We start from the raw sequence: 25,484 nt of genomic DNA, 5'->3' as shown, positions 1-25,484 counted from the left end.
TTGCGATAAAATGATTGCAAAATTAACGATTTTTTTTGTAAGATACTCAACGATATAATTTTTTGTACTGTATTTGGTTAAAATAAGCGTAATTAATTTTTATACTTTTACATTATAATGTGGTTATAGTAAAAATAAGAAATGTACCTAAATATACAGCTTAAGAAGGCGCAACTTGAAATTGATAGTGGTTTAAAAGAAAGAGCTGCCAACAGGCTTAAAAACTTTTTGAATGCATACCCCGATGCTATGGAGGCAAGGGAAATGCTTGCTTTACTATATTACGAGAGTGGTTTTTTGGATATGGCGGGAAAATATTGGTTTTTAACTGAGCCTACGCACGATTATATGTTGCAAAGTATTAAAGTATATCAAAAATCGGTAGGTTACTCGCCCATTCAAATACTAAAGGATTTAAAATACAGAGGTGATAAATCGGGGCTTCCTGACTATGCAAGAGAGAAGCTTATTGCACTAGAGGTTGAGGTTAAAGCTATGGGGCACGCTGTACCATATAAACCTAAAAATGCTAAAAAACCTATCAATTATAAAGCAAGTTTTAAAGAGAAGGTATTTAATGGCTGCTTTTTTGTTGTTTCGTTTTTATGTATAATGTTTCTCATTATAGGTGTAATCGAATCTATAACTTGGGTGGTACATCTTTTTTAGTTTACAGGTAGTTTACAGGATTAGTATTTACAGTTGTAACTCTAATGGTAATATTCTCAGTATTGTTTTTCAGGTACTCGGCAATATAATCTGTAGTATAACGCTCGCTTTCAAAATGTCCAATATCCGCTAATAATATTTTTCCTTCAGCCTCATAAAAGTTATGGTATTTCAAATCGGCAGTAAGGTAGGCATCAGCACCTGCTGCTATAGCGTTTTTTATAGCAGAACTACCTGAGCCACCTAAAACAGCTGCTTTTTTTACAACTTTTCCTGTAAATGCGCTATGGCGGATGCCTTCTGCCTGCATTTTTTCTTTTACAAACTGTAAAAATGCAGTTTCATCCATTGGTGTTTCCAACTCGCCAAGCATCCCTAACCCAATGTTTTGGTGTTGGTTTTCTAAGCTGTAAATTTCATAAGCAACTTCTTCATAAATATGATTGTTAAAAAGTGCTTTTAAAATTTTACCTTCTAAATATCTTTCAAACGTTACTTCTATCTTAATTTCATTTTCCTCCATAAAATCGCCCGCTGCACCTACTACAGGATTACTGTCTTGCGTACCTTGGTAGGTGCCCAATCCTTGCGAGTTAAAACTGCAATTTTCGTAATTGCCAATATTTCCAGCACCAGCATCAAAAAGGGCATTTCGTAGTCGTGTAGCGTTTTCGGGCGTTGTATAGGTAACCAACTTGCGTATAAATTTTTGCTTTGGTACTAGTACTTTAGTATTGCTAAGCCCTAAAGCATTACAAAATATTTTGTTTACACCTTGCTTATGATTGTCTAGTGCGGTGTGTACTGCGTATATGGCAACATCATTTTTAATGGCTTTTATAATGGCACGCTCTACGTAGTTTTTACCTGTTATTTTTTTCAATCCCGAAAATAGTATGGGGTGAAAACAAACCACTACATTACATTTATTAGCAACCGCTTCGTTAATAACTCCCTCAAGCGCATCATGGCATACCATTACACCACTAACTTCGGTATTGCTATTGCCTGTAAGTAATCCAACATTATCAAAATCTTCTGCATAGGCAAGTGGTGCCATTGTTTCAAGTATAGTAAGTAGTGCTTTAATTTTCATGGAGGTAAAATTTTAATCAAATATACTAAAAACAGTAATGGTTGGTTAGTGGTTTACTTTCAATAATTCTAATACCATTTTTTGCGTAGGAGTACAAAAATAATCTGATAAAATCATGTAATTGAGAATAAAAACCCTAAAATAATAGAATTTTTCACTTTTCTCGCTTTTTTTTGTTAAAATAAAAACTTAGGTTTGCTCTAACTTAACATTAACTTAATTATTTATTTATGAAAAAAATACTTTTATTTGGTTTATCTCTTGCAGCATTAACATTTACTTCATGTAGTGATGATGATGGCGATAGTGCATCTATCGAAGGAAAATGGTACTACTCTCAGCAAGGAGTGGCAGCTAACGGTGCAGAAGTTCTTACCGATTACATGGATCATGAAGATGGATGTGAAAAAGATTACGTTGAGTTTTTAGCAGGCGGGGTTTTTAAAGATGTAGATTACTTTAGTAGTGATTGTGATACTTTTATTGATGAAACCACATGGTCTAGAAGTGGAAACACTATTACCATTGGCACTGGAGAAGATGCTGAGACGGGTACTATTGCTACACTTTCTGGTTCAACATTAAAGGTTACCATTAGTGAAACGATTGACGGACAGACAACCAACTATGTTGAAGTATATACAAGAGAGTAATACTATTGTATTTATTGCTATATAAAGTGCCCTTTTGGGGCACTTTTTTTATTTGTACCGTACATGATTACTAACTATACAGTACATTTGTAATTATGAAAACCTTACGATTGTTACTACTACCCTTTGGGCTATTATACTGGTGTATAGTAAGTGTCAGGAATTTATTTTACAACATGGGTATATTTAAATCGTATTCATTTACCACTCCCATAATTGTTGTAGGTAACCTTAGTACAGGCGGCACAGGTAAATCGCCACAAACAGAATATCTTATTGATTTACTTAGTAACGATTATGCAGTTGCTACATTAAGTAGAGGTTATAAACGAAAATCGACAGGTTTTGTATTGGCAGATGCTACTACCAATGCTGATAGTATAGGCGATGAACCGTACCAATTTTACAAAAAGTTTCCGAATATACGTGTAGCGGTTGATGCCGATAGAAAAAATGGTATTGAAAATTTACTACAATTATCGCCAAAACCAGAAGTGCTATTATTGGACGATGCGTACCAGCACAGACGTGTAAAAGCAGGTTTTTATATATTGCTTACCGCTTACGACGATTTGTATGCAGATGATTATGTATTGCCAGCAGGTAATTTACGAGAGGGTAGTAGTGGTGCTAAACGTGCTAGTGTTATAATCGTTACCAAGTGCCCACCCAACCTATCTGGCGAAGAACAAGATGCGATAGCAAAGAAGTTAAACCCTACACCTGAACAAAAGCTGTATTTTTCTTACATTGCTTATGATGATAGGGTATATAACACAACAAACTCAATTCCATTAAAAGAATTGAATGGTAATAGTAAAATTATTGTTGCAGGCATAGCCAAACCAAAACCCTTTTTTCAGCACGTAAAACAAGTGGGCGATGTATGTTTAACCTACCCCGACCATCATTATTTTGCAGAGAAGGAACTGAAAGAACTTGCCGTAATAGCAACTAATAAAGTTATTATTACCACTGAGAAAGATTATATGCGCCTTGTAGGTAAACTGCCCGATGATAGATTGTTTTACCTGCCTATTAAAAGCACGTTTATAAACAATGGCAATAATTTTAATACAACAATTTTAAATTATGTGGCACAAAGTACAGCAAACCGTTAATTATATTACTAATAAAACAAGTTTTAATCCAGAGTATGGTGTAATACTAGGATCGGGACTTGGTGGTTTTGCCGATGACATTACCATACAATTTACATTACCTTATAACGAAATTCCTAACTTTCCCATCTCTACTGTAGAGGGGCATAAAGGCGCATTGCTATTTGGTACCATAGGTACTAAAAAAGTGGTAGCCATGCAGGGACGATTTCATTACTATGAAGGATACACTATGCAAGAGGTTACTTTCCCCGTTAGGGTAATGAAGCAATTGGGAATTGAAAAACTTATTGTGTCCAACGCTTCGGGAGGCGTAAACCCACTGTATAAAGTAGGCGATATTGTGTTACTACACGACCATATTAATATGATGCCCGAGCATCCGTTGCGGGGTAAAAACGATACACGATTCGGCCCCCGATTTGTAAACATGAGTGAGCCGTATAATCGTAAAATGATACAACAAGCCAAGAAAGTTGCCCAATTGCTTAGCATACAGGTTAAAGATGGCGTGTACTTAGGCTTGCAAGGACCTACCTTTGAAACATTATCCGAATATCGGATGGTAAAAATATTAGGAGCCGATTGCGTAGGGATGTCCACCGTACCCGAAGTTATTGTAGCACGCCACATGGAATTAGATTGCTTGGGAGTTTCTGTAATTACCGATATGGGTAGCGAGGATACCATTGATACGATAAACCACGACGAGGTGCTACAAGCTGCACAAAAAGCAGAGCCCAAAGTGCGTAAACTTATTAAAGAGTTTATTGCTACTAGTTAGTTAATTTTCTGTTTACCAATACTATAAATTCAAAATACCCACTATTGGGTATTTTTTTGTACAGTTGTATTGTCTAATTTACAGCCACTTAATTTACTAAATACTATAGCGATGGCAACAAACGAACAATTAACCCAAAGTGCATTTACTGATTTAGGACTTTTTCCGCCTAACAGACGACCTTATGCTAAAGAAATTTTTAAACTGTATGATATTGATTTGCTTCCGCATGCTTCTGAGCAAACCCTAATTGGTGAAGTATTTGAGTGGAGTGGTCGTACTTTTAGGAGTTCGGGCGATAATATTATTGGTATTATTGCACCACCAGCAAGGGTAACAGTAATAAAAGAACGATTAGAGAATATTGTACCTGCCAATGCAAGTGTACCCGATTTTGAATTTTCGAAAGAAGAAATTGTTGGTTTCGGACTCAAACTTCCCTTTTTATTTAATATTGGCTTTTCAGGCAATGTTAATAATGCAACCAATTTATCGGTTAAAGTAAATTCGCTTAAAAAAGCTAGATTAACGAATATTGAAGAGCCAGGTATAGAAATTAAGCACCTTTTAGCAGAATTTGAAGATAGCAACCCTAGAGATTATAGGAGAAGAATAAAAAACGATTGGATAACTGAAGCTTTATTTTATGCTGATAGTGTTGAAATTGATTTAGAAAAGCAATCGGGAGTAGATATCGACGTATCGTTTGATGTTCATAACGTAGCGGTTGAAGCCAGTCTAGATACCGATACAAAAAAGCGTTACGTTTTAAAATATAGTGGAGGTAATGCTATACCTTTTGGAGCTACATTTAAAAAAGGAAAGCACCTCTTTGAATGATAAACTTTACGGTAATCGAGTATTATTGCTCTATATGTGAAATCAAGTCAATAATACGTGAGGAGTAGCCTATTTCGTTATCGTACCAACCTACTACCTTAACCATTTTATCGATAACCGATGTAAGTTGCGCATCAAATAGGCACGAGTTAGTATTTCCTAAAATATCTACCGATACTATGGGGTCTTCCGTATAGGCAAGTATTCCCTTTAATTCGTTGTCGGCAGCGTTTTTAAACGCGGTGTTTATCTCGTTAATACTAACCTCACGTTTTACATAGCACGTAATATCGGTAAGCGAACCATCGGGTACAGGTACACGGATGCCGCTACCTCCAATTTTACCCTCAAACGCGGGAAAAATTTTAGTTAACGCTTTTGCCGCTCCTGTAGTAGTAGGTACTATGGATTGTGATGCGCCACGTGCTCTGCGTAAATCCTTATGCGGTTGGTCGTGCAAACTTTGGTCAGTAGTGTACGAGTGTACTGTTGTAATGTAGGCTTGCTCAATACCACAAAGCTCATTAATAATTTTCATCATTGGGGCTGCATTATTTGTAGTACAACTTGCGTTAGAAAGTATTGTTTCGTCCCCATTTAAAATATGTTCGTTTACGCCTAAAACAACTGTTTTTATACGGTCGTCATCTGCAGGAGCAGACAATATTACTTTTTTAGCACCACTTGTAATGTGTTTTTCAGCCTCTTCCAGTGTTTTAAATTTCCCCGTAGCCTCTATTACAATATCAACATTAAAATTACGCCAATTAGCATCTGCAATATTCTTGTGGCGGGTATAGGGGAAACTTTTATCGTTTATTATAATACTATCGTTGGTATGCGAAACGCTAAAGGGCAATACACCATGAATACTATCGTACTTTACCAAATGTGCCATAGTACGCGCATCAGCAATATCATTTATAACAGCAACCTCTATAGTAGGATGGTCTAATAAAAGTCTGAAAAGGTTACGACCAATACGCCCGAAACCGTTAATAGCTATTTTTGTTTTTGACATTTGATAGATGGTTTAAAAAAAGTTGTTACACCGAATGCAGTTCGAGATAACAACTTTTGATTATGCCTATAAACGTGGTTTAGGCACTATTATTTTATTATTACAGTAAGTGTTTTTGTGCTTTGTATGATGAGCGTACAAGTGCACCACTCTCTACATGGCGAAAGCCTAAATTGAGTCCGATTTCTTCGTATTTTTTAAATTGGTCTGGCGTTATAAACTCCTTAACAGGCAAATGTCTTTTACTAGGTTGCAAGTATTGCCCAATGGTAAGCACATCAAGGTTAACATCACGAAGGTCGTGCATGGTTTGTATTACCTCTTCTTCTTTTTCGCCAAGACCAAGCATAATACCCGATTTTGTACGATTAATTCCTTCCGCTTTAAGGTAACGCAATACCTCTAAACTACGTTCGTATTTTGCTTGTATACGCACTTCACGCGTAAGCCTTTTTACCGTTTCCATATTGTGCGAAACCACTTCTGGAGCTACTTCAATAATACGATCTATATTTCGTTTTATATCCTGAAAATCAGGTATAAGTGTTTCTAGTGTGGTGTTTGGGTTCATTCTACGAATAGCCTTAACCGTTTCTGCCCAAATAATAGAGCCACCATCTTTAAGGTCGTCACGGTCTACACTCGTAATTACCGAATGCTTAATATTCATAATTTTTATGGAGCGCGCTACCTTTTCAGGCTCATCCCAGTCTACCGTTTCAGGTCTGCCCGTTTGCACCCCGCAAAAACCACACGATCGGGTACATACATTACCCAATATCATAAAGGTTGCAGTACCCTCGCCCCAGCATTCGCCCATATTAGGGCAACTCCCTGATGTACATATGGTATGTAGGTTATATTTATCTACAAGACCACGAAGCTCGGTATATTTTTTACCTGTAGGTAACTTTACCCGTAACCATTTCGGTTTCTGAGTATATTTTCCGTTTACGGCAGTTGGTTTTACGGTATCTAAAATGGTTTCCATACTAAAAACTTTAAGGGGCAAAGATAAGGCATAAATCCCGATTTACCGAAAACATAAGTGGTTATACATGCTATAAAAAAAGCTCCTTATGGAGCTTTTTGTTATTTTATATTTACAGTTATAGGTAGGTTATAAGCTGTGCGTACGGGTACGCCTTTCATTTTACCAGGTTTCCATTTTGTTTCAATCGATTTTAAAACACGTATCGCCTCTTTACCTGCTCCGTATCCAGGGTCGCGTATTACTTTTATACCCGTTAGCGTACCATCTTTTTCTACAACAAACGATACGTATACCCTCAATTGCATTTCTTGGTCGAGCTGTGGTGCATTGAATTTTCTTCCTACAATTTTATAAAATTTTTCAAGCCCTCCAGGAAATTCAGGAGATTCATCTAACAAAGCGGTAATTACAGTACCATCTCCATTGCCACTTGTTGCAACTGTACCTTTTCCATCGGGGCTGCCTGTTGGGCTTGACGTCCCTATAGTAAAACCGCCACTTCCATCGCCTTTACTGGTTACGGCTGCTGTTTGTGTTTTTAATATATCTTCTGTAGTGGGTAGTACCGTTGTTTTTGTGCTGGTAGCTACAATTGGTTTTAGCTTTATGGTAGGTTGCTTTGTTTGTTTAGTTTTGGGTGGTGCTACCTTTTTTTCTGGTTTTGGCTCTTCTATTTTTGGTTTTGGGGGTTCAGGTAGTATTATTCGCTCCTTAATTATACTTGGTGCTACCAATATGGTTTCAGTATCCGATGCTACTACAGCTTGCTCCTTATTGTAATGATTTGCAATAACAGGAATACTCACTAAGCCTAGTATTAAACCAATACCAGAAAACAGTGCAATAAGTGTAGTTTTTGATTCTTCTTGGCGCAATTTGTAAGCACCGTAGGCTTTGTTACGACCCTCGAAAACGAGATCGATCCACCCTTGTTTGAAAACGTTTGCTTTTGACATAATATAATGCTTTTGATTTGTTACTAAGTAATATATAACTAAAACGTTATAGTATTTGAAATTAGTATAAATAAAATCATAAATAATTAGAAAATAATTATTTAATTGATCACTATAGTTCGTATTGACTAGGGTTTTAAAACTATTTTATTGGTGTTTTTTGAGCTTAGCAACTTAAATCACCCTTAATAATTTCGGCAAGTAGCCTTTTGGCACGTAGTATTTTTACCTTAATGTTATTAAGTGGCTCGTTAAGTTGTTCGGCAATTTCCTGATAGCTTTGTTCCTGAAAATACCTGAGTTGTATTACCTCTTGGTATTGTGGTTTGAGCTTTTTAATACAGTTTAAGAGGTTGGAAAGGTTTTGTTCTTGTATTAGCTCATCTTCTGCCGAAAGTGAATCGTCAACAATATTTTTTGCATTTCTGTCGTCGTCTTCATCCATAGCTACAAAAAGCGACGATTTCTTTTTTCGTAACATATCAATGTGTGCATTTTTTGCAATGGCTATTAACCAAGTATTAAAAGCATAATCGGGGTTGTAGCTGCTAATTCGGTCAAACGCTTTGGCAAAGGTTTCTATAACCACATCTTCGGTATCCGTTTCGTTTTGGGTACGCTTTAGCATAAAATGGTATACCTCGTTCCAAAAAAAATCAAGCAAAAAAGTAAAGGCAACTTGATCACCTTTTTGTGCTTTGGCTATATTTTGCTGTATTAGCTGCGAGTTTATTTCCAATGGATTGGTTTTGAGAAGGTATTGGTAAAAAATGCACTTATTTTTGTGAAGGTAACGATTATTTCGATAATTGGAAACCAGTATATTACATCTTTCTCCTGTAGTTTTGCTGCGCTGTAGCCCAACGTTATCCAACCGATGAGGTAACGCAATATTATAACAGGTACTACATACCTCCAATCGAAAAGGCATAATAATAGTATGGCTAACGCAAAAAATGCAATTTGGGTTAGGGTATATAAGCGTAATTGCAATTTATCTGCAACTTTAAAAAATGTGGTAGTATAATCGTGCCTGCGTTTTTGGATAAACCATGCTCCAAATGTTTTTTTAGCTTCGCAGTAGGTAAAACTTTCGGGGGTAAAACATATTGTAGTGTTTTCTTTGGTGCCAGCTTGGTTAACAAACAGAGCATCTTCGCCCATACGAATGTTCATATGGTTTATATAGCCGTTTACATTAAAAAATTCTTCTTTCTTATATGCCATATTTCTGCCCTCGCCCGTATAGGGTTTTCCTAGTTTTGCCCAAGCAAAATACTGGGTTGCCATAAACATGGCATCAAATCGGATTATTTTATTAAGGAAAGAGTTTTTTACTTTTTTATACCCTCCGTAGCCTAACACTATTGTTTTTTTAAAGGTAAAGTTTGCACTCATGTGTGTTATCCAATCTTTAGTACTAGGGTAGCAATCGGCATCCGTAAATAATAAATAATCTTTACTAGCTGCTTTTATACCTAGTGTAAGTGCGTATTTTTTGTTGCCCCAAAAGGCTTCGTTGTTTTCTACTTTTACGAGTTTGATGTTTTTGTACTGTTTTTCGAATTCCTCAAAAATATCAAGCGTTTCATCTGCGGAGGCATCATCAATAAGTACAATCTCAAAATCGGGGTAGTTTTGTGTGGCAAGTAACGGTACAAACTCCTGTACTTTTTTAGCCTCGTTTTTAGCACATACAATTACAGATACGGGAAGTTTTTTTTGTGCAGGTGTGGCAGGTTTAGCTTTAATAAAGGCAAACTTACTAAATATACCCAAGTAGTATATTAACTGTACTAGTGTAATACCAACAAATACGTAAAAAATAATGTTTAGCATATAGGCATTTGCTTACTTTGTGTGTGGTAACAAATTTACACGCAATTATTAATTATGCTATTATATTTTTAAATAATGTTTACTTCGGTGGTTATAGCAATCCCGAAGTTTTTATACACAGCAGTTTGTATTTTTTTGGCCAGTGCTAAAATTTCTTGCCCTGTTGCAGTACCATAGTTAACCAGTACTAAAGCCTGTTTTTTATGTACGCCCGCATCGCCAAATCGTTTTCCTTTAAAACCACTTTGTTCTATTAGCCATCCTGCTGGTACTTTTACTTCGGTATCCGATATTATATAGTGTGGCATTTCGGGGTGTTGTGCGTAAACCATATTAAACAGCTCCTTACTAACAATAGGGTTCTTAAAAAAGCTACCGCTGTTACCAAGTTCGTTAGGGTTGGGTAGTTTGTTTTGGCGTATTGCTATTACAGCATTACTAACATCTTTAATGGTAGGATTGGTAATACCATTTTTAAGAAGCTCTTTGTTAATATCGCCGTAGGCGGTATTAATGTTATGATTTGTTTTGGTAAGTTTAAATGTTACCGATGTAATAATGTATTTGCCTTTTAAGTTGTTTTTAAAAATGCTTTCGCGGTAGGCAAATTCACATTCCTCTTTTGTAAAGGTAACTACCTCTTGGGTACTAATGTTCATGGCTTGGCACGATACAAATGTATCTTTAATCTCGGCACCGTATGCGCCAATGTTTTGTATGGGTGCTGTACCTACATTACCAGGTATTAAGGACATGTTTTCGAGTCCGCCATAATCATTATCAATACAATGGCGTACAAATTCGTGCCAATTTTCGCCTGCCATAGCTTTTATATGTACGCTATTAGCATCCTCTTGTACTACCTCTATTCCCTTATTGTTAATATGGATAACAAGTGCATCAACATCCTGCGTTAATAGCATATTACTACCGCCACCTAGTATAAATAGCTTTTTATCTGTGTTTTGTTGTATTACTTTGGCAAGCTCTGTTGTAGTGGTAATAGCTATAAAATTTTTGGCATAGGCATTAATACCAAAGGTGTTGTATGTTTTTAGCGAATAGTTTTTGTGTAGCTCCATTTAGGTAGTAGTCTTAATACCGCAAAAATAGTGTATTATTCGGTAGTCAGGGCACGATTTATAAATTCTACCAATGGTTTTAAAACCAATAGTCTTTGTGTAGTATGGGCTACAAAGTTTTCATCTTTTAAATCACTGTCGTCCAATTTTGCTGTAGCAGTAAAACTTTTTAAGCGTAAAAACTCTATAGCAGGGTGGTCTTTCTCATACCCTTTCGGGGATGTTTTTAATGTGTTATTTTCATCACGATCGAAATCACCGTATATCGCTTTAAATTCTTTGTTGGTAACTATTGCTTCAAGGTCTTCGTAAAAGCCATCTATTTCTCTGCGCATTTTCTTCAAATCACCCGACTCAGGACAGTACAAACCTCCTGCAATAAAACTTGCTCCTTTCTCAATATGTACGTAATAGCCACCTAAGTTGGAACTTTTTTGCCCTGCCGATAGCCAGAAGCCCATATTGGTTTTGTAGGGCGATTTGTCTTTAGCAAAACGAATATCTCTGTTTATACGAAACGAACAGTTTTTAAATTCAAGATGTTTTAACGAGTCGTCATATTTACTCATTTCAGCTATAAAAGCTTCCACAATTTCTTTGTACGATTGCTTGTATTTTTTATAGCGGTCTTGGTTTGCCTGAAACCATTCGCGGTTGTTGTTCTTTTTTAAATCTTCTAAAAATTCTAACGTACTATCCTGTACCATCATAGTTGTTTGTTTTATAGGATAAAAATAACAGATTAATATAAAACTACCATTGGTGTTAACATTACATATTAAAAATTTTGTAACTCTGGTGTGTAGCCTTTACAATACTCTCGGTACGCTCTGGGTGGGTGTCGGTTATAAAAATTTGCCCAAAGGTTTCGTCATTTATCATTTGCACTATTTTGGCTACCCTGTTTTCGTCCAGTTTATCAAAAATATCATCAAAAAGCAATATGGGCAATACGCCGCTTTGCTTTTTCATAAACTCGAACTGTGCTAGTTTTAATGCAATTAAAAACGATTTTTGTTGCCCTTGCGAACCAAACTTTTTTATAGCATGCTCGTCAATCTCAAACGATAAATCGTCTTTATGTACACCTACGCTGGTATACTGCAATACACGGTCGCGTTGTAAGTTATCGTTTAACAACCCCTCCAAATCGTGCTCAAACAGTTGGCTTTGATAACGTACACTAACATTTTCTGCTTGTCCTGTAATAGCTTCGTGGTGGTAATTAAATATAGGGATAAAATCTTCCAAGAATTTTTTGCGCTTTTCAAAGATGCTTTGCCCAAGCTCGTCTAATTGTTCATTATAAACTGCCAAAGTATCTTTATCAAAAGTATGATTCAGTGCAAAATACTTCAACAGTGCATTGCGTTGCGCCAGCGTTTTTTGGTATTTAATAAGTTGTTGTAAATACGTGGCATCAAGCTGCGATATAACACTATCTATAAATTTGCGGCGGGTTTCGCTCCCTTCCATAATTAAATCGTTATCCGATGGCGATATAATTACAAGTGGGATAAAGCCAATATGCTCAGAGAATTTATCGTAGGGCTTGCCATTCCGTTTTAAAACCTTCTTCTGTCCCTTTTTAAGGCTACAAACCACATTTTCCGTTCGGTCGTTTTTATCAAAAACACTATCAATTACAAAAAACTCTTCGCCGTGTTTAATGTTTTGTACTGCCTGCGGGTTAAAATAACTTTTACCGTATGCTAAATGGTATATAGCATCTAGCACATTGGTTTTTCCTACACCGTTATGCCCTACAAAACAGTTTATTTTAGCATCGAATTCGTAACTGGACTCGGTAATGTTTTTATAATTTAATAAAGATAAATTCTTTAAATGCATTTGAAAAAGGGCTTCTGATTGTGAGAAACTTGGTAAATAAAGAGTGATTTTTAAAGAACGTGCAAATTATCGAAAAATAACGACAAAAAGATATTTTAATTTTCAATAAAAATTTTATTTTTGCGGTTCACTAAAATAATATAAATGGCAACGTATAACAAAAGAGGATATAAAGCTCCGAAACCAAAAGAGGCTAATGAAGTTGAACCGACAGATGAAAATTTTGATGGTAATAGCACAACAGCCGAAGTTTTTGATACCTTAGACCAAGGTGCATCAAAAACAGAAGAGTGGGTTGAGAAGAATCAGAAAATGATTTTTGTTATAGTAGGTGCTATTGCACTACTTACTGTAGGATACGTGATGTATAACAAATTTTTGGTTGAGCCTAAGGAAGAAGAGGCTGCAAACGAAATGTTCCAAGCAGAGCAATACTTTGCCGAAGCAGTTAACGCTACAACAGCAAACGATTCGTTATACACCCTTTCACTAAACGGTGGCGAAGGTAAAATGGGCTTTATTGATATTATAGATAACTATTCGGGTACGGATGCTGCAAACCTAGCACATTATTTTGCAGGTATGGCATACCTTAATACTGGTAAGTATGCAGAAGCTGTAAAACAGTTTGATGAGTTTAATACTAGCGAAGAGGTACTAAAAGCAATGGCAGCAGGTGCTACAGGCGATGCTTTTGCACAATTAGGGCAAACAGAGGATGCACTTGATTATTATACTAAGGCAGCAAACGAAACGGATAACGATTTAACAACACCACGCTTTTTATTTAAAGCTGGAGAGGCTGCGCTAGAGCTAGGTAAAAAAGATGTAGCATTAAAGCACTTTAAGCAAATTAAAGAAAAATACAGCACTGCTCCAGAAGCGGTAACTATTGATGCTTATATTGCAATGACAGAAGAATAGTATGGCAACAGCAAATAAAAACTTATCACATTACGATAAAGATACAATCCCAAGCGCGAAAGATTTTCGGTTTGGGATTGTTGTTTCAGAGTGGAACAGTAATATAACAGATGCTTTGTACAATGGTGCGTTGCAAGCCTTATTGGATAACGATGTAGCGCAAGAAAATGTTACCCGATGGGATGTGCCTGGTAGTTTTGAGCTTGTTTATGGTGCAAAACACATGATAGCAACCCAAAGCGTAGATGCTGTTATTGCCATAGGTAGCGTTATACAGGGCGAAACAAAACATTTTGATTTTGTGTGCGATGCCGTTGCCCATGGTATTAAAGATTTAAACATCCAAACCGACGTTCCTGTTATTTTTTGTGTGCTTACCGATAATACATTACAACAAGCTATAGATAGGAGTGGAGGCGTACACGGTAATAAAGGTACCGAAGCTGCTATTGCAGCCATAAAAATGGCACACCTAAGCAAAACAAAACACAAATAGTAAATTACTATTACATATACGACCCTTTCTTTTAATTTAGAGAGGGTTTTTTTATATACCTATGTTAAATGGTACTATATACAAAGCAATACTTGTACCTGTAATATAATTTGCTATTTTTATAACTACATACTTTATAGTTAACCCATGAATAAATTTACCTCTTTATTTAATCTTCACGAAGATGAAGATGACAAAGAAAAGATTTTTGAAAGCGTAAAAAGAAATATTAGTTACCGTGGCGCAAACCTCTGGATATTAGCGTGTGCCATTATTATAGCCTCTGTAGGGCTTAACGTAAACTCTACCGCAGTAATTATAGGAGCCATGTTAATATCGCCACTCATGGGACCCATAGTAGGAGCAGGCTTTGCCTTAGGTGTGTACGATTTTGATTTACTCCGAAAATCGTTACGCAATCTACTTACCGCCACAGTAGTTAGTTTAACCGTATCTACCATTTATTTTGCTGTAAGCCCTTTTAAAGATGTACAGTCTGAAATGTTAGCGCGTACCTCGCCCAATATATACGATATTTTAATTGCCTTTTTTGGGGGTATAGTTGGAGTTATTGCGGTAACCCGTACCGAAAAGGGAAACCCGATACCAGGTGTAGCTATCGCTACCGCGTTAATGCCACCCTTATGTACCGCAGGCTACGGATTGGCTACGTTACAGTGGGCATATTTTTTAGGGGCTTTTTATTTGTATTGTATTAACTGTGTATTTATTGGTATAGCTACCTTTTTAATTATTAAATACCTTAATTACCCCGCTATAAAACAAGTAGACGAACGGCAACAAAAACAAGTTAGAGGCATCATCTCGGTACTTATTATTGTTATGTTGGCACCCAGTAGCTACTTAGCATATTCGCTATACAGGGAACAACAATTTAAAAAGCATACCGACTTATTTATCGAGGAGCATTTTACCGATAAAGGCTGCACGGTAGTATACAAGAAAACAAAGTATAAACCCAAACTTATTGAGTTAGCATTTTTATCTACCCAGTTTAAAAAGAGTGAAATTTTAATGCTAAAGCACGATATAAGTAATAATAAATACCTAAGAGGTGCAGATCTAGTAATTAGGCAAGATACTACCGATAGGCTTAGCTTATTAAAAGGCGATATACTCAACGAAATTAAGAGTAATGAGAATGAGGTAAGCCAAAAAGATTTACGCATACTCCAGCTCGAAAATGAGATTAAAAAGAATACATTTAACAACAACAAGATGCTACGTGAAGCCAACGCAATATTCCCCGATATAAAATCGTTATCGGTAGCCAACCACAGCATGGCAACTACAACCCAAGATAGTATTGTACCAATTACGGCTGTTTTATACGAGAGTGATTACGATTTGGATATAGAAGATAGCGAGAAGCTAACCAATTGGCTCAACGAGCGGTTATCGGTAAAAAATGTAACTATTTTTAGGCGAAAAAATGTATTACCCGAACCACCCGAAATAACAGTATCCAATAAAAAAAACTAAACCACAGTAGCTACGGCTTCTTTTTTCTTCTTTTGTTTTTTGTTGTGCAGGTTTAAAATACCATAACCACAAACCCCCGAGAGTACTGATGCAATGAGTACCGCAAACTTAGCTTCGTTTTCGTATGCTACATTGCCATGGAACGATTGCAGGGCTATAAATATGGACATGGTAAAACCAATACCACCCAGTAAACCTAGCCCTACGATGTGAACCCAGTCCGATTTGGCAGGTAGTTTTGCTATTTTCAGCTTTACCGAAAGCCATGACATTAAAAAGATACCTATAGGTTTACCCAAAAATAGCCCCAGTATAATACCCATACCCAAGTTGCTGGCTAAACCTTCTAGCATACCACTTTCAAAAGTAATGTTGGTATTTGCAATGGCAAAAACTGGCATTATTATAAAGTTAACAGGCTTAGTAAGCATATGCTCCAATTTTTCAAGTGGCGACTCTTTTGCATCTGGAGTGGTAGGCAGCGTAAGGGCAGTAAGTACACCCGCAATAGTAGCATGTATACCCGAGTGGTGAATTAAATACCACATTACCATACCTGGCAAAACGTAAAATAGTATATTTTTTACCCCCATGCGGTTAAACACAATTAATAAGCCTACAATACCCCCTGCGTACATAAGGTAGGTTAAATGTAAGTCGGTAGAATAAAATATAGCAATAACCAGTATTGCCATCAAGTCGTCTACAATGGCAAGTGCAGCAAGAAATATCTTTACGCTCGATGGTACTTTATTACCCAATAGCGACAGAATACCTAACGCAAAAGCAATATCCGTAGCCATTGGTATACCCCAGCCGTGTACGTACGCCTCTTCATTAATATTAAAACCAGTGTATATAAGTGCAGGAATCACCACACCCCCTATGGCAGCCAAAACGGGTAAAGCTGCTTGCTTTACAGAGGAAAGCTCCCCCTCAATAATTTCCCTTTTTATTTCAAGCCCCACTAAAAGAAAAAAGATAGCCATTAAGCCATCGTTTATCCATAATATAATAGGGTAGCGTAGTTCTACAGATTCGTTAGCAAAACCTACTTCGGTATTGAGTAAGCTAGCAAAATTGTCTGCCGATTCCGTGTTAGCAATAATAAGAGAGATAATTACACATCCGATAAGGATAATACCACCTGCTGATGTGGAACCGAAAAAATCCTTAAATACTTTGAGGTTGATTAATTTTGCCATGGCACAAAAATACAAAATTGAACCATTTTACCTACTTCAATTTTAACGTATATAGCCTGATTTAAGCACATTTTAACAAATATAGTTTTACATTGGGTTTTGAAAGGTTTAACTTGCAATTATTGTAAAATTAAATCGTAAAAATGATACAAATTCAAAAATATTCCGTAGCAGAACCAATGTCGATTGAAGCGCAAGAAAATGTAGTCGATTTTCTATTTAAAAGCCTTGAGGAATATGGAGATCCAAAAAATGACATTAACAAATGTATTAACTATGCCATGAATACGTTATATGACAACAAAGAAACTAACGGCATGGTACTCTCGGCAACTATTAACGATAAAATTGTAGGTGCTGTTATACTTAACGAAACAGGTATGGGAGGATACATACCCGAAAATATATTAGTATATATTGCAACCGACCCTAACTACAGAGGGCAGGGTATAGGTAAAAACTTAATGCGCGAAGCGATAGCTAGTGTAACAGGAGATATTGCCTTACATGTTGAACCCGATAATCCTGCTAAGAAACTGTATGAAAGTCTAGGTTTTACTAATAAATATCTCGAAATGAGATTTAAACAAACAAAATAATGGCTTTTATAACATTAGACGCTCATAAACTAAAAAGCAATTTTGATTTTCTGAATACTTTTTTTAAAGAACAGCACATCGATTGGTCTGTAGTTACCAAGATACTGTGTGGTAATAAAAAGTACTTGGCAGAGCTTTTAAATATGGGAATAAGCCAGTATTCCGATTCTCGGATTAGTAACCTGAAGGTTATTAAAAGCATAGATAAAAATGCACAAACCATTTACATAAAACCGCCCGCAAAGGGCGTAATACGCGAGGTAATTAAGTACGCCGATATTAGTATGAATACTGATTTCCGTACCATAAAAATGCTCTCTAAAGAGGCGCAAAAACAAGGCGTAATTCATAAAATTATTATTATGATAGATCTTGGCGAATTGCGTGAAGGGGTAATGCGTGAGGATTTTGTAGATTTTTATTCGCGTGTTTTTGAGATGAAAAACATCGAAATTATTGGGCTTGGCACCAACCTTTCCTGTTTGTATGGTATCTTACCCAATAATGATAAACTAATACAATTAAGCTTATACAAACAACTTGTAGAGGCTAAGTTTAATGTAAAAATACCTTTTATATCAGGTGGTTCATCGGTAACCATACCCTTAGTATCACAAGGGCTTATGCCTAAAGGAATAAATCATTTTAGGGTAGGCGAAACCTTATTTATGGGTACGGATGTTTACAATAGCGATACGTTTGAAGGTATGGAAAACAACATCTTTAAACTTTATGCTGAAATTATAGAATTGTACGAAAAACCGATTGTACCTACGGGTGAATTGGGCACTAACCTAGAAGGTGAAGAGCATAATTTTGATGAAGAGGACTATGGTAAAACAACCATGCGTGCCATTATTGATATTGGTTTGTTAGATATTGATATGAAGCACCTAGACCCTTCGGACGAAAGTATAAAATATGCAGGTGCCACATCGGATATGGTAGTGCTAGATTTAAGTGATAATAGCAAAGACTACAAGGTTGGCGACCTTATAGAGTTTACCATGGATTATATGGGCATTGTACGTATAATGAACTCCAAGTACATTGAAAAACGTATTGTAAATGTAGCAACAGAAAGCCCTGCTACTACTTAGTATTATCGGTAACTACTTTGTAAGTAGGGTCTTCCATAATATTTACATCAATAATCGCTTCGGCATTGCTAAGTAGGCGTCTGCAATCATCGCTCAAGTAACGTAAATGTACTTTTTTCCCTACTTTACTATATTTCTGCGTAAGCCCATTAATTGTCTCTATTGCCGACATATCTGCAATACGACTTTCTTTAAAGTCAATTATAATCTCGTCGGGATCAGTTCCCACATCAAATTTATCTAAAAACACTTGCGTAGAACCAAAGAATAAAGGTCCGTAAATTTCGTAATGCTTTACACCATTATCATCTATGTAATGGCGTGCGCGTATGCGTTTGGCACTTTCCCAGGCAAATACTAGGGCTGCAATAATAACTCCTATAAGTACGGCTAACGCTAAATTGTGCAGCCATACCGTAATAATAGCTACTAATGCGCCTGTAATAATATCGTGGCGTGGCATTTTATTAGCAATGCTAAAACTTGCCCATTCAAACGTACCTATAGCAACCATAATCATTACACCCACCAATGCTGCAATGGGTACTTTACCAATTACAGGAGCCCCAAACAATATAATAAGCAATATAGTAACAGATGCTATAATACCTGCCAACCTAGCACGCGCGCCTGCCGATAGGTTTACTAGTGTTTGCGCTATCATGGGGCAACCACCCATACCAAAAAAGAAACCGTTTAACATATTGGCACCACCTTGTGCAATACACTCTCGGTTACTGTTACCACGTGTGCCTGTAATCTCATCTACTAAGTTTAGGGTAAGTAAACCTTCGGTAAGCCCTACGGCTGCCATAATAAGCGAGTATGGGAATATTATTTTAAGCGTTTCTATGTTAAGTGGTATATCGGGTACATGAAAAGGAGGAAAACCACCACTAACAGAGGCAATATCTTCTACCGTTTTTGTTTCTATACCAAAACCAAGCACTATTGCAAATACTACAATAATAGCTACTAACGATGCGGGTACAGCTTTCGTTATTCTGGGTAATATCACTACTATAGCAATGGTTAAAGCTACCAAGCCAGCCATAATGTAGAGTGCTGTACCTGTTAACCAAGTAGATTCGCCGTTTACAACCGTTTTAAATTGCTCCAACTGCGACATGAATATAATAACCGCCAAACCATTTACAAAACCGTACATTACAGGGCTGGGCACAAGGCGTATAAACTTACCGAGCTTAAATATACCCACTAATATTTGTAGTACCCCTGCTAGTGCTACCGCTGCAAAAACATACTCTATACCGTTAGACTGCATTAGTGCAATAAGTACCACTACCGTAGCACCTGCACCACCCGATACCATGCCAGGGCGTCCGCCAAATACGGCAGTAACCAATCCCATTATAAAAGCAGCATATAACCCTACCAATGGAGGGAAACCTGCGAGTATAGCAAATGATAACGACTCGGGTATCATCGTCATTGCCACTGTTAGCCCAGCAAGAATCTCATTTTTATAATTTACTTTCTGCGAAAAATCGAATAAGTTGATGATACGATTCATGAATATTGTTGTCTTTTAAATAGATGCGAGGATTATAATCCTAAATTTTATTGTGCTCGCGGTTTTATCCACCACGTTTTTTAATAATCGGCAAAAGTAACGAATATATAATTAAACCAGAGTATCGTACCAAATCGTTTTTACTTTGATTTTTATGCTAAAAAATTACCGATACTATTTGCCAGCTAATTTTTTTATCGTAATATTGCAATATAATAATATAGTTTATGGGAGCTACCAAATCGGATAAATTTACAGACGAACAAAACGAACTCGCTACTATGGCAAAAGCACTGGGGCATCCTGCCCGTATTGCTATTATGGCGTACTTGCTAAAAGCCGATTCGTGTATTTGTGGTGATATTGTAGGGGAGTTGCCTTTGGCACAACCCACCGTATCGCAACATTTAAAAGAATTAAAAAACGCTGGGCTTATAAAAGGAAGCATATCGGGTACTGCAATTTGCTACTGTATTGATGAGAATGGCTTCGGAAAAATAAAATCGTTTTTCGATACGATACACAACACATTACAAGAAAAGAAAAAACAATGTTGCTAAAAATTAGATACCATGAAATTATCAGAAATTAAAGAAATTTTACAAACAGTCAAAATAGTCAATTTCAGATTGGCTGATGGGAGTTACGTACCAGAACATTTTCATGTTACTGAGGTAGGAGAGGTACACAAAAAGTTTATTGATTGTGGCGGTACCGTACGTACCGAAACAGTAGTTAATTTTCAGCTGTGGAATGCCGATGATTACGACCACCGACTGAAACCTACTAAATTGTTAAGCATTATAAAACTATCTGGAGAGGTTTTAAACATAGGTAATCATGAGATTGAAGTAGAGTACCAAGGCGATACTATTGGTAAGTATAACTTAGGGCACGATGGTACTGATTTTATATTACTGCCCAAACAAACCGATTGTTTAGCCTCTGAGGCTTGCGGTGTACCACCAACAAAACAAAAAGTAACACTGAGCCAATTGAATACCGAACCAACAAGCTGTACACCTGGTAGTGGCTGCTGCTAATACAAAGTAGTATGAAAAAGATTTTAGTATTATGCACAGGCAATAGTTGCCGTAGCCAAATTGCCGAAGGCTATTTAAAACATTTTGCAAACAATCGGGCAGCGGTATACAGTGCGGGGATTGCCACACATGGGGTAAACCCAAAAGCCATAGCTGTAATGCAGGAGGATGGTATTGATATATCCAACCATACCTCTAATAACGTAAACGAGTATAGCGAGATTGATTTTGACTATGTAATAACGGTTTGCGATAACGCTAAAGAAAATTGCCCTTATTTCCCATCAAAAGCACAACAATTCCATTATAATTTTCCAGATCCTGCAAAAGCAGAAGGCACTCCTGAGGAGATTATGAATCAGTTTCGAGAAGTACGTGGCATGATAAAACAATATACTGCTGATTTTATTACAACCCATTTTGCATAACACCTACAATCCCTATATTAATTTGTTATGAAAAACGATTGCAACCCTGTAGCCAACCGAAAGTCGTTAGGATTTTTAGATCGTTACCTTACCTTATGGATATTCCTTGCCATGCTACTCGGTATTGGAATTGGTTATTTTTTTACTGACGTGGATGATTATATTAATTCGTTTGCAGTAGGTACAACAAACATTCCGCTAGCTGTTGGGCTCATTATCATGATGTATCCGCCACTGGCAAAAGTAAAGTACAGTACCATAGGGCAAGTATTTAAAAATGTAAAAATACTCGGAGCTTCGTTACTACTCAATTGGGTAATAGGACCAATTTTAATGTTTGTACTAGCCATACTGTTTCTTAATGGCTATCCCGAATATATGGCAGGTTTAATACTAATAGGTATTGCCCGTTGTATTGCCATGGTTATTGTTTGGAACGAGCTTGCTGAGGGTAACAGGGAATATGCAGCAGGTTTAGTTGCTCTAAACAGTATTTTTCAGGTACTACTCTATAGTGTGTATGCGTATTTGTTTATAACCGTATTACCACCCATATTTGGCATAGAAGCCCTTACCGTTAGTATTACCATGCCCCAAATAGCCGAGAGTGTATTCATCTATTTGGGTATTCCGTTTTTAGCAGCCATTGTATCCCGCTACAGTCTTATAAAAATAAAAGGGGAGGAGTGGTACACTGCAAAATACCTTCCATCTATATCGCCACTCACACTTATTGCGCTACTATTTACTATTATAGTAATGTTTAGCCTTAAAGGCGAATTAATTGTAGCAATACCTATGGATGTAGTACGCATAGCCGTACCATTATCCATTTATTTTGCCCTGATGTTTGTGGTGAGTTTTATAATTGGTAAAAAAGCAGGAGCCGATTATTCACAATCCGCAGCCATATCATTTACCGCAGCAGGTAACAATTTTGAGCTTGCCATTGCTGTAGCTATTGGTGTGTTTGGTATCAATAGCGGTCAAGCGTTTGCGGGTGTAATAGGACCATTAGTAGAAGTACCCGCTTTAATAGCACTAGTTAGTTTATCTTTTTGGATAAAAAGAAAATATTATACGTAAGTAGTACGTTTTTAGGTAAATCGTTGTTTTAAAGCAGGTTTGAGTATCGTTGTTAAAACCTGTGGAGAGCGAAGATGCTCGGCCTGTTATGCAGGTCGGGTTTTTCCTTTCGCCACTCTGCTACTGTTTTTGTTTTAATGTATTCTGTAGGTAGTGTAATATCGGCAGCAATACAAAGGTGTGTAGTAGGTTGCAGTACAGTCAGAATATCCTCTAGCAACTTATTATTACGATACGGCGTTTCTATAAAAAGCTGCGATTGGTTTTTATCTTCAGATAATTTCTCAAACTGTTTTAACGCACTTTTTTTGTCTGATTTATCTATCGGTAAGTAACCATTAAAAGCAAAACTCTGCCCATTCATACCACTTGCCATTACTGCTAAAAGTATAGACGAAGGTCCTACCAATGGTACAACCTGTATTCCTTTTTGGTGTGCTAGTTTTACAATGGCAGCACCAGGGTCGGCAACACCAGGGCAACCTGCTTCACTCATTAAGCCTACATTCTTACCCTCAAAACAAGGCTGTATAAAATTAATATATTCCGATGCCTCGGTACGTTTATTCAGTACAAACAACTCCAAATCGGGTTGCTCCTTACTAGGGAGTATGGCTTTTATAAAACGGCGTGCTGTTTTTTGGTTTTCTACAATGTAATGGTTTATAAACGCAATACTTCGTGCTACTGTTTCAGGCAATACCTTCTTAGGGTCGGTATCAGGTCCTAGTGGAACAGGGAGCAAATAAAGTTTACCTAAAGCTTCCATAGCTATTTGTTAAGTAGTTTGTTGGCAACAACGGTACACGCCTCGTCTAGCATAGCATACACGGTATCAAAACCTTCGTTACCACCAAAATAAGGATCAGGAACTTCCATACCTTTTACAGTAGTTAACCCATCAAGCATTAATTGTACTTTAGCTTTAGCCTCTGGATTAGGTGCTAACTTTACCACGTTATCGTAATTCGATTTATCCATTACATAAATATAGTCGAACATTTCAAAATCAGAAGCTGTAAACTGTCGTGCTTTCTGGTTGGCAATATCCAAACCATTTTTCTTTGCAACAGCTACAGAACGTTTATCAGGCTGATGCCCAACATGCCAGTCGCCCGTACCAGCCGAGTCCACAATAAATTTATCTTTAGGTAGTTTGGATTGTAATATACCTTCTGCCAATGGCGATCGGCAAATATTACCCAAACAAACCATTAGTATTTTAGTTGCCATTATACCGAAAGTTTTTTGTTGATGTCATCAACAAATTTGCGGAATTGTTTATCTGTAGATACTAAATTGTCAACCGTTTTACAAGCGTGCAATACCGTAGCATGGTCACGGTGCCCAATTTGCGAACCAATATTGGCTAATGATGATTTGGTGTATTTTTTTGCAAAAAACATAGCCAACTGTCTTGCCTGTACTACGTGGCGTTTTCTGGTTTTAGATTGTAGCGTATCGATATCCAATTGGAAATAGTCCGATACTACTTTTTGGATGTAGTCAATAGAGATTTCGCGCTTAATATTTTTCACAAACTTCTCTACCACTTGTTTGGCAAGCTCAATAGTAACCTCGCGGTGGTTGAATGATGATTGTGCTATTAACGATATTATTGCGCCTTCTAACTCACGAACATTGCTTTTAATGTTCTTGGCTACATACTCTATAATTTCCTCAGGTATTTCTACGCCATCTCTGTATAAAATGTTGTTAAGTATGGAAATTCTTGTTTCGTAATCAGGTTGGTGTAACTCTGCCGATAATCCCCATTTAAAGCGCGATAATAAGCGTTGCTCAATATCCTGCATATCCACAGGTGCTTTATCGGAGGTAAGAATTACCTGCTTGCCATTTTGGTGCAGGTGGTTAAAGATGTGGAAAAACACATCTTGTGTTCCTGTTTTACCCGAAAGGAATTGTACATCATCTATAATCAATACATCAATAAGCTGATAGAAATGAATAAAATCATTACGCGTGTTGCGCTTAACCGAGTCGATATATTGTTGTGTAAATATTTCAGCAGAAATATAAAGTACTGTTTTATCTGGGAATTTATCTTTTATCTCCACACCAATAGCATGCGCTAAGTGTGTTTTACCCAACCCCACACCACCAAATATAAGTAGTGGGTTAAACGATGTACCACCAGGTTTGTTGGCAACCGCCATACCTGCCGAACGCGCTAACCTATTGGAGTCGCCCTCAAAAAAGTTATCAAAACTATAATTGGCATTAAGTTGCGATTCTATTTTAAGGTTGCGTATACCAGGTATAATAAAAGGGTTTTTTAATTCTGGGTTTTTATTTTGCAATGGTACATCCACCTCCTGTGGTTTTACAGGAGCACGGTGTGCACTTGGTAACTGCTCCGTAAAGGGCTGTTTGTTACCATAAGTATTTTCCATCTTAATTTTATAGAGTAACTTTGCGCCCGTACCAAGTTCTTTCGTTAGGGCAACTTTTAGGAGTTTTACGTAATGCTCCTCCAGCCACTCATAAAAAAATTTGCTAGGTACCTGTATGTACAATGCATTGTCAGTAAGTTCAACGGCACGTATCGGTTCAAACCAAGTTTTGTAGGCTTGATCTTGAATATTGTCCTTTATGAAGAGTAGACAGTTTTCCCATACCGATTGCGCAGTTTTAGTCAT

28 protein-coding genes are annotated in these 25,484 nt (G+C 36.9%); 14 read left to right on the top strand and 14 right to left on the bottom strand.

The window, feature by feature from the left end; translation table 11 throughout:
* The first annotated feature begins 141 nt into the window (after positions 1–141).
* Entirely contained in the window at positions 142–669 is a 528-nt protein-coding gene (locus tag K1I41_RS00140) for a DUF6584 family protein (RefSeq protein ID WP_220640678.1), read from the top strand.
* 1 nt (position 670) lies between these two features.
* On the opposite strand, the gene K1I41_RS00135 is transcribed toward K1I41_RS00140, so the two are convergent.
* Positions 671–1,765, bottom strand: coding sequence for a Nif3-like dinuclear metal center hexameric protein (locus K1I41_RS00135; RefSeq protein ID WP_220640677.1), 1,095 nt, complete (start codon positions 1,763–1,765; stop codon positions 671–673).
* A 230-nt stretch (positions 1,766–1,995) separates the two neighbouring features.
* Between K1I41_RS00135 and K1I41_RS00130 the strand changes: the two genes are divergently transcribed.
* The 4 genes from K1I41_RS00130 to K1I41_RS00115 all read left to right on the top strand — a co-directional run bounded on the left by K1I41_RS00130 (position 1,996) and on the right by K1I41_RS00115 (position 5,163).
* Positions 1,996–2,418, top strand: a complete 423-nt coding sequence (locus K1I41_RS00130) for a lipocalin family protein (protein WP_220640676.1) — start codon at positions 1,996–1,998, stop codon at positions 2,416–2,418.
* 95 nt (positions 2,419–2,513) lie between these two features.
* Entirely contained in the window at positions 2,514–3,539 is a 1,026-nt protein-coding gene (lpxK, locus tag K1I41_RS00125) for a tetraacyldisaccharide 4'-kinase (protein ID WP_220640675.1), read from the top strand.
* Positions 3,511–4,323, top strand: a complete 813-nt coding sequence (locus K1I41_RS00120) for a purine-nucleoside phosphorylase (protein WP_220640674.1) — start codon at positions 3,511–3,513, stop codon at positions 4,321–4,323. The genes lpxK and K1I41_RS00120 overlap by 29 nt, the downstream gene beginning before the upstream one ends.
* A 111-nt stretch (positions 4,324–4,434) precedes the next feature.
* Positions 4,435–5,163 (top strand): hypothetical protein, encoded by a 729-nt coding sequence (locus K1I41_RS00115; protein WP_220640673.1) that lies wholly within the window; start codon positions 4,435–4,437, stop codon positions 5,161–5,163.
* A gap of 22 nt (positions 5,164–5,185) precedes the next feature.
* On the opposite strand, the gene gap is transcribed toward K1I41_RS00115, so the two are convergent.
* The 8 genes from gap to recF form a co-directional block, all read right to left on the bottom strand.
* Complete coding sequence (gene gap / locus K1I41_RS00110; protein ID WP_220640672.1) at positions 5,186–6,184, bottom strand: type I glyceraldehyde-3-phosphate dehydrogenase; 999 nt, start codon at positions 6,182–6,184, stop codon at positions 5,186–5,188.
* Positions 6,185–6,284: 100 nt separating this feature from the next.
* Positions 6,285–7,175 carry a lipoyl synthase gene (gene lipA / locus K1I41_RS00105; protein WP_220640671.1) on the bottom strand — a complete coding sequence of 297 codons (891 nt, stop codon included), beginning with the start codon at positions 7,173–7,175 and terminating at the stop codon, positions 6,285–6,287.
* A 101-nt stretch (positions 7,176–7,276) separates the two neighbouring features.
* Positions 7,277–8,134: an energy transducer TonB gene (locus tag K1I41_RS00100; RefSeq protein ID WP_220640670.1), complete on the bottom strand. Its 858-nt coding sequence runs from the start codon at positions 8,132–8,134 to the stop codon at positions 7,277–7,279.
* A 166-nt stretch (positions 8,135–8,300) separates the two neighbouring features.
* Complete coding sequence (locus K1I41_RS00095; RefSeq protein ID WP_220640669.1) at positions 8,301–8,873, bottom strand: RNA polymerase sigma factor; 573 nt, start codon at positions 8,871–8,873, stop codon at positions 8,301–8,303.
* Positions 8,864–9,973: a glycosyltransferase gene (locus tag K1I41_RS00090; RefSeq protein WP_220640668.1), complete on the bottom strand. Its 1,110-nt coding sequence runs from the start codon at positions 9,971–9,973 to the stop codon at positions 8,864–8,866. Before K1I41_RS00090 ends, K1I41_RS00095 begins: the two co-directional genes overlap by 10 nt.
* Before the next feature lie 68 nt (positions 9,974–10,041).
* Positions 10,042–11,055, bottom strand: a complete 1,014-nt coding sequence (gene murB / locus K1I41_RS00085) for a UDP-N-acetylmuramate dehydrogenase (protein WP_220640667.1) — start codon at positions 11,053–11,055, stop codon at positions 10,042–10,044.
* 35 nt (positions 11,056–11,090) lie between these two features.
* Complete coding sequence (locus tag K1I41_RS00080) at positions 11,091–11,765, bottom strand: DUF2461 domain-containing protein (protein WP_309508862.1); 675 nt, start codon at positions 11,763–11,765, stop codon at positions 11,091–11,093.
* A 61-nt stretch (positions 11,766–11,826) separates the two neighbouring features.
* A complete protein-coding gene (gene recF / locus K1I41_RS00075) occupies positions 11,827–12,906 on the bottom strand; it encodes a DNA replication/repair protein RecF (protein ID WP_220640666.1) in 1,080 nt (359 codons plus the stop codon).
* Between the two features lie 144 nt (positions 12,907–13,050).
* Between recF and K1I41_RS00070 the strand changes: the two genes are divergently transcribed.
* The 3 genes from K1I41_RS00070 to K1I41_RS00060 all read left to right on the top strand — a co-directional run bounded on the left by K1I41_RS00070 (position 13,051) and on the right by K1I41_RS00060 (position 15,829).
* Positions 13,051–13,830 carry a tetratricopeptide repeat protein gene (locus K1I41_RS00070; RefSeq protein WP_220640665.1) on the top strand — a complete coding sequence of 260 codons (780 nt, stop codon included), beginning with the start codon at positions 13,051–13,053 and terminating at the stop codon, positions 13,828–13,830.
* 1 nt (position 13,831) lies between these two features.
* On the top strand, positions 13,832–14,326 hold the full coding sequence (ribH, locus tag K1I41_RS00065; RefSeq protein ID WP_220640664.1) for a 6,7-dimethyl-8-ribityllumazine synthase: 495 nt from the start codon (positions 13,832–13,834) through the stop codon (positions 14,324–14,326).
* A gap of 147 nt (positions 14,327–14,473) precedes the next feature.
* Positions 14,474–15,829, top strand: coding sequence for a DUF389 domain-containing protein (locus tag K1I41_RS00060; protein ID WP_220640663.1), 1,356 nt, complete (start codon positions 14,474–14,476; stop codon positions 15,827–15,829).
* Here K1I41_RS00060 and nhaA read toward each other — a convergent pair.
* Complete coding sequence (gene nhaA, locus K1I41_RS00055; RefSeq protein ID WP_220640662.1) at positions 15,826–17,034, bottom strand: Na+/H+ antiporter NhaA; 1,209 nt, start codon at positions 17,032–17,034, stop codon at positions 15,826–15,828. The genes K1I41_RS00060 and nhaA overlap by 4 nt on opposite strands.
* A 143-nt stretch (positions 17,035–17,177) precedes the next feature.
* Between nhaA and K1I41_RS00050 the strand changes: the two genes are divergently transcribed.
* Positions 17,178–17,633: a GNAT family N-acetyltransferase gene (locus K1I41_RS00050; protein WP_220640661.1), complete on the top strand. Its 456-nt coding sequence runs from the start codon at positions 17,178–17,180 to the stop codon at positions 17,631–17,633.
* Positions 17,633–18,733: an alanine racemase gene (locus K1I41_RS00045; protein WP_220640660.1), complete on the top strand. Its 1,101-nt coding sequence runs from the start codon at positions 17,633–17,635 to the stop codon at positions 18,731–18,733. The genes K1I41_RS00050 and K1I41_RS00045 overlap by 1 nt, the downstream gene beginning before the upstream one ends.
* On the opposite strand, the gene K1I41_RS00040 is transcribed toward K1I41_RS00045, so the two are convergent.
* Positions 18,726–20,267 carry a SulP family inorganic anion transporter gene (locus K1I41_RS00040; RefSeq protein WP_220640659.1) on the bottom strand — a complete coding sequence of 514 codons (1,542 nt, stop codon included), beginning with the start codon at positions 20,265–20,267 and terminating at the stop codon, positions 18,726–18,728. The two genes, K1I41_RS00045 and K1I41_RS00040, sit on opposite strands and share 8 nt — an antisense overlap.
* 227 nt (positions 20,268–20,494) lie before the next feature.
* On the opposite strand from K1I41_RS00040, the gene K1I41_RS00035 reads away from it, so the two are divergent.
* From K1I41_RS00035 to arsB, 4 genes are read left to right on the top strand one after another with little or no spacing between them, the layout of a single operon-like run.
* Positions 20,495–20,827 carry an ArsR/SmtB family transcription factor gene (locus tag K1I41_RS00035; RefSeq protein WP_220640658.1) on the top strand — a complete coding sequence of 111 codons (333 nt, stop codon included), beginning with the start codon at positions 20,495–20,497 and terminating at the stop codon, positions 20,825–20,827.
* Positions 20,828–20,839: 12 nt separating this feature from the next.
* Positions 20,840–21,310 carry a DUF6428 family protein gene (locus K1I41_RS00030; RefSeq protein ID WP_220640657.1) on the top strand — a complete coding sequence of 157 codons (471 nt, stop codon included), beginning with the start codon at positions 20,840–20,842 and terminating at the stop codon, positions 21,308–21,310.
* Between the two features lie 11 nt (positions 21,311–21,321).
* A complete protein-coding gene (locus tag K1I41_RS00025; RefSeq protein ID WP_220640656.1) occupies positions 21,322–21,738 on the top strand; it encodes an arsenate reductase ArsC in 417 nt (138 codons plus the stop codon).
* A 27-nt stretch (positions 21,739–21,765) separates the two neighbouring features.
* Positions 21,766–22,824 (top strand): ACR3 family arsenite efflux transporter, encoded by a 1,059-nt coding sequence (gene arsB, locus K1I41_RS00020; RefSeq protein ID WP_220640655.1) that lies wholly within the window; start codon positions 21,766–21,768, stop codon positions 22,822–22,824.
* Positions 22,825–22,876: 52 nt separating this feature from the next.
* On the opposite strand, the gene K1I41_RS00015 is transcribed toward arsB, so the two are convergent.
* From K1I41_RS00015 to dnaA, 3 genes are read right to left on the bottom strand one after another with little or no spacing between them, the layout of a single operon-like run.
* Positions 22,877–23,593, bottom strand: coding sequence for an SAM-dependent methyltransferase (locus K1I41_RS00015; protein WP_220640654.1), 717 nt, complete (start codon positions 23,591–23,593; stop codon positions 22,877–22,879).
* A 2-nt stretch (positions 23,594–23,595) separates the two neighbouring features.
* Positions 23,596–24,057, bottom strand: a complete 462-nt coding sequence (locus K1I41_RS00010) for a low molecular weight protein-tyrosine-phosphatase (RefSeq protein WP_220640653.1) — start codon at positions 24,055–24,057, stop codon at positions 23,596–23,598.
* Positions 24,057–25,484, bottom strand: coding sequence for a chromosomal replication initiator protein DnaA (gene dnaA / locus K1I41_RS00005; RefSeq protein WP_220640652.1), 1,428 nt, complete (start codon positions 25,482–25,484; stop codon positions 24,057–24,059). The genes K1I41_RS00010 and dnaA overlap by 1 nt, the downstream gene beginning before the upstream one ends.

It is taken from the genome of Flavobacterium litorale, assembly GCF_019613795.1.
In the GTDB taxonomy this organism is placed as follows: Bacteria; Bacteroidota; Bacteroidia; order Flavobacteriales; family Flavobacteriaceae; genus Flavobacterium; species Flavobacterium litorale.
This window is presented reverse-complemented; position numbering and strand designations above follow the sequence as displayed.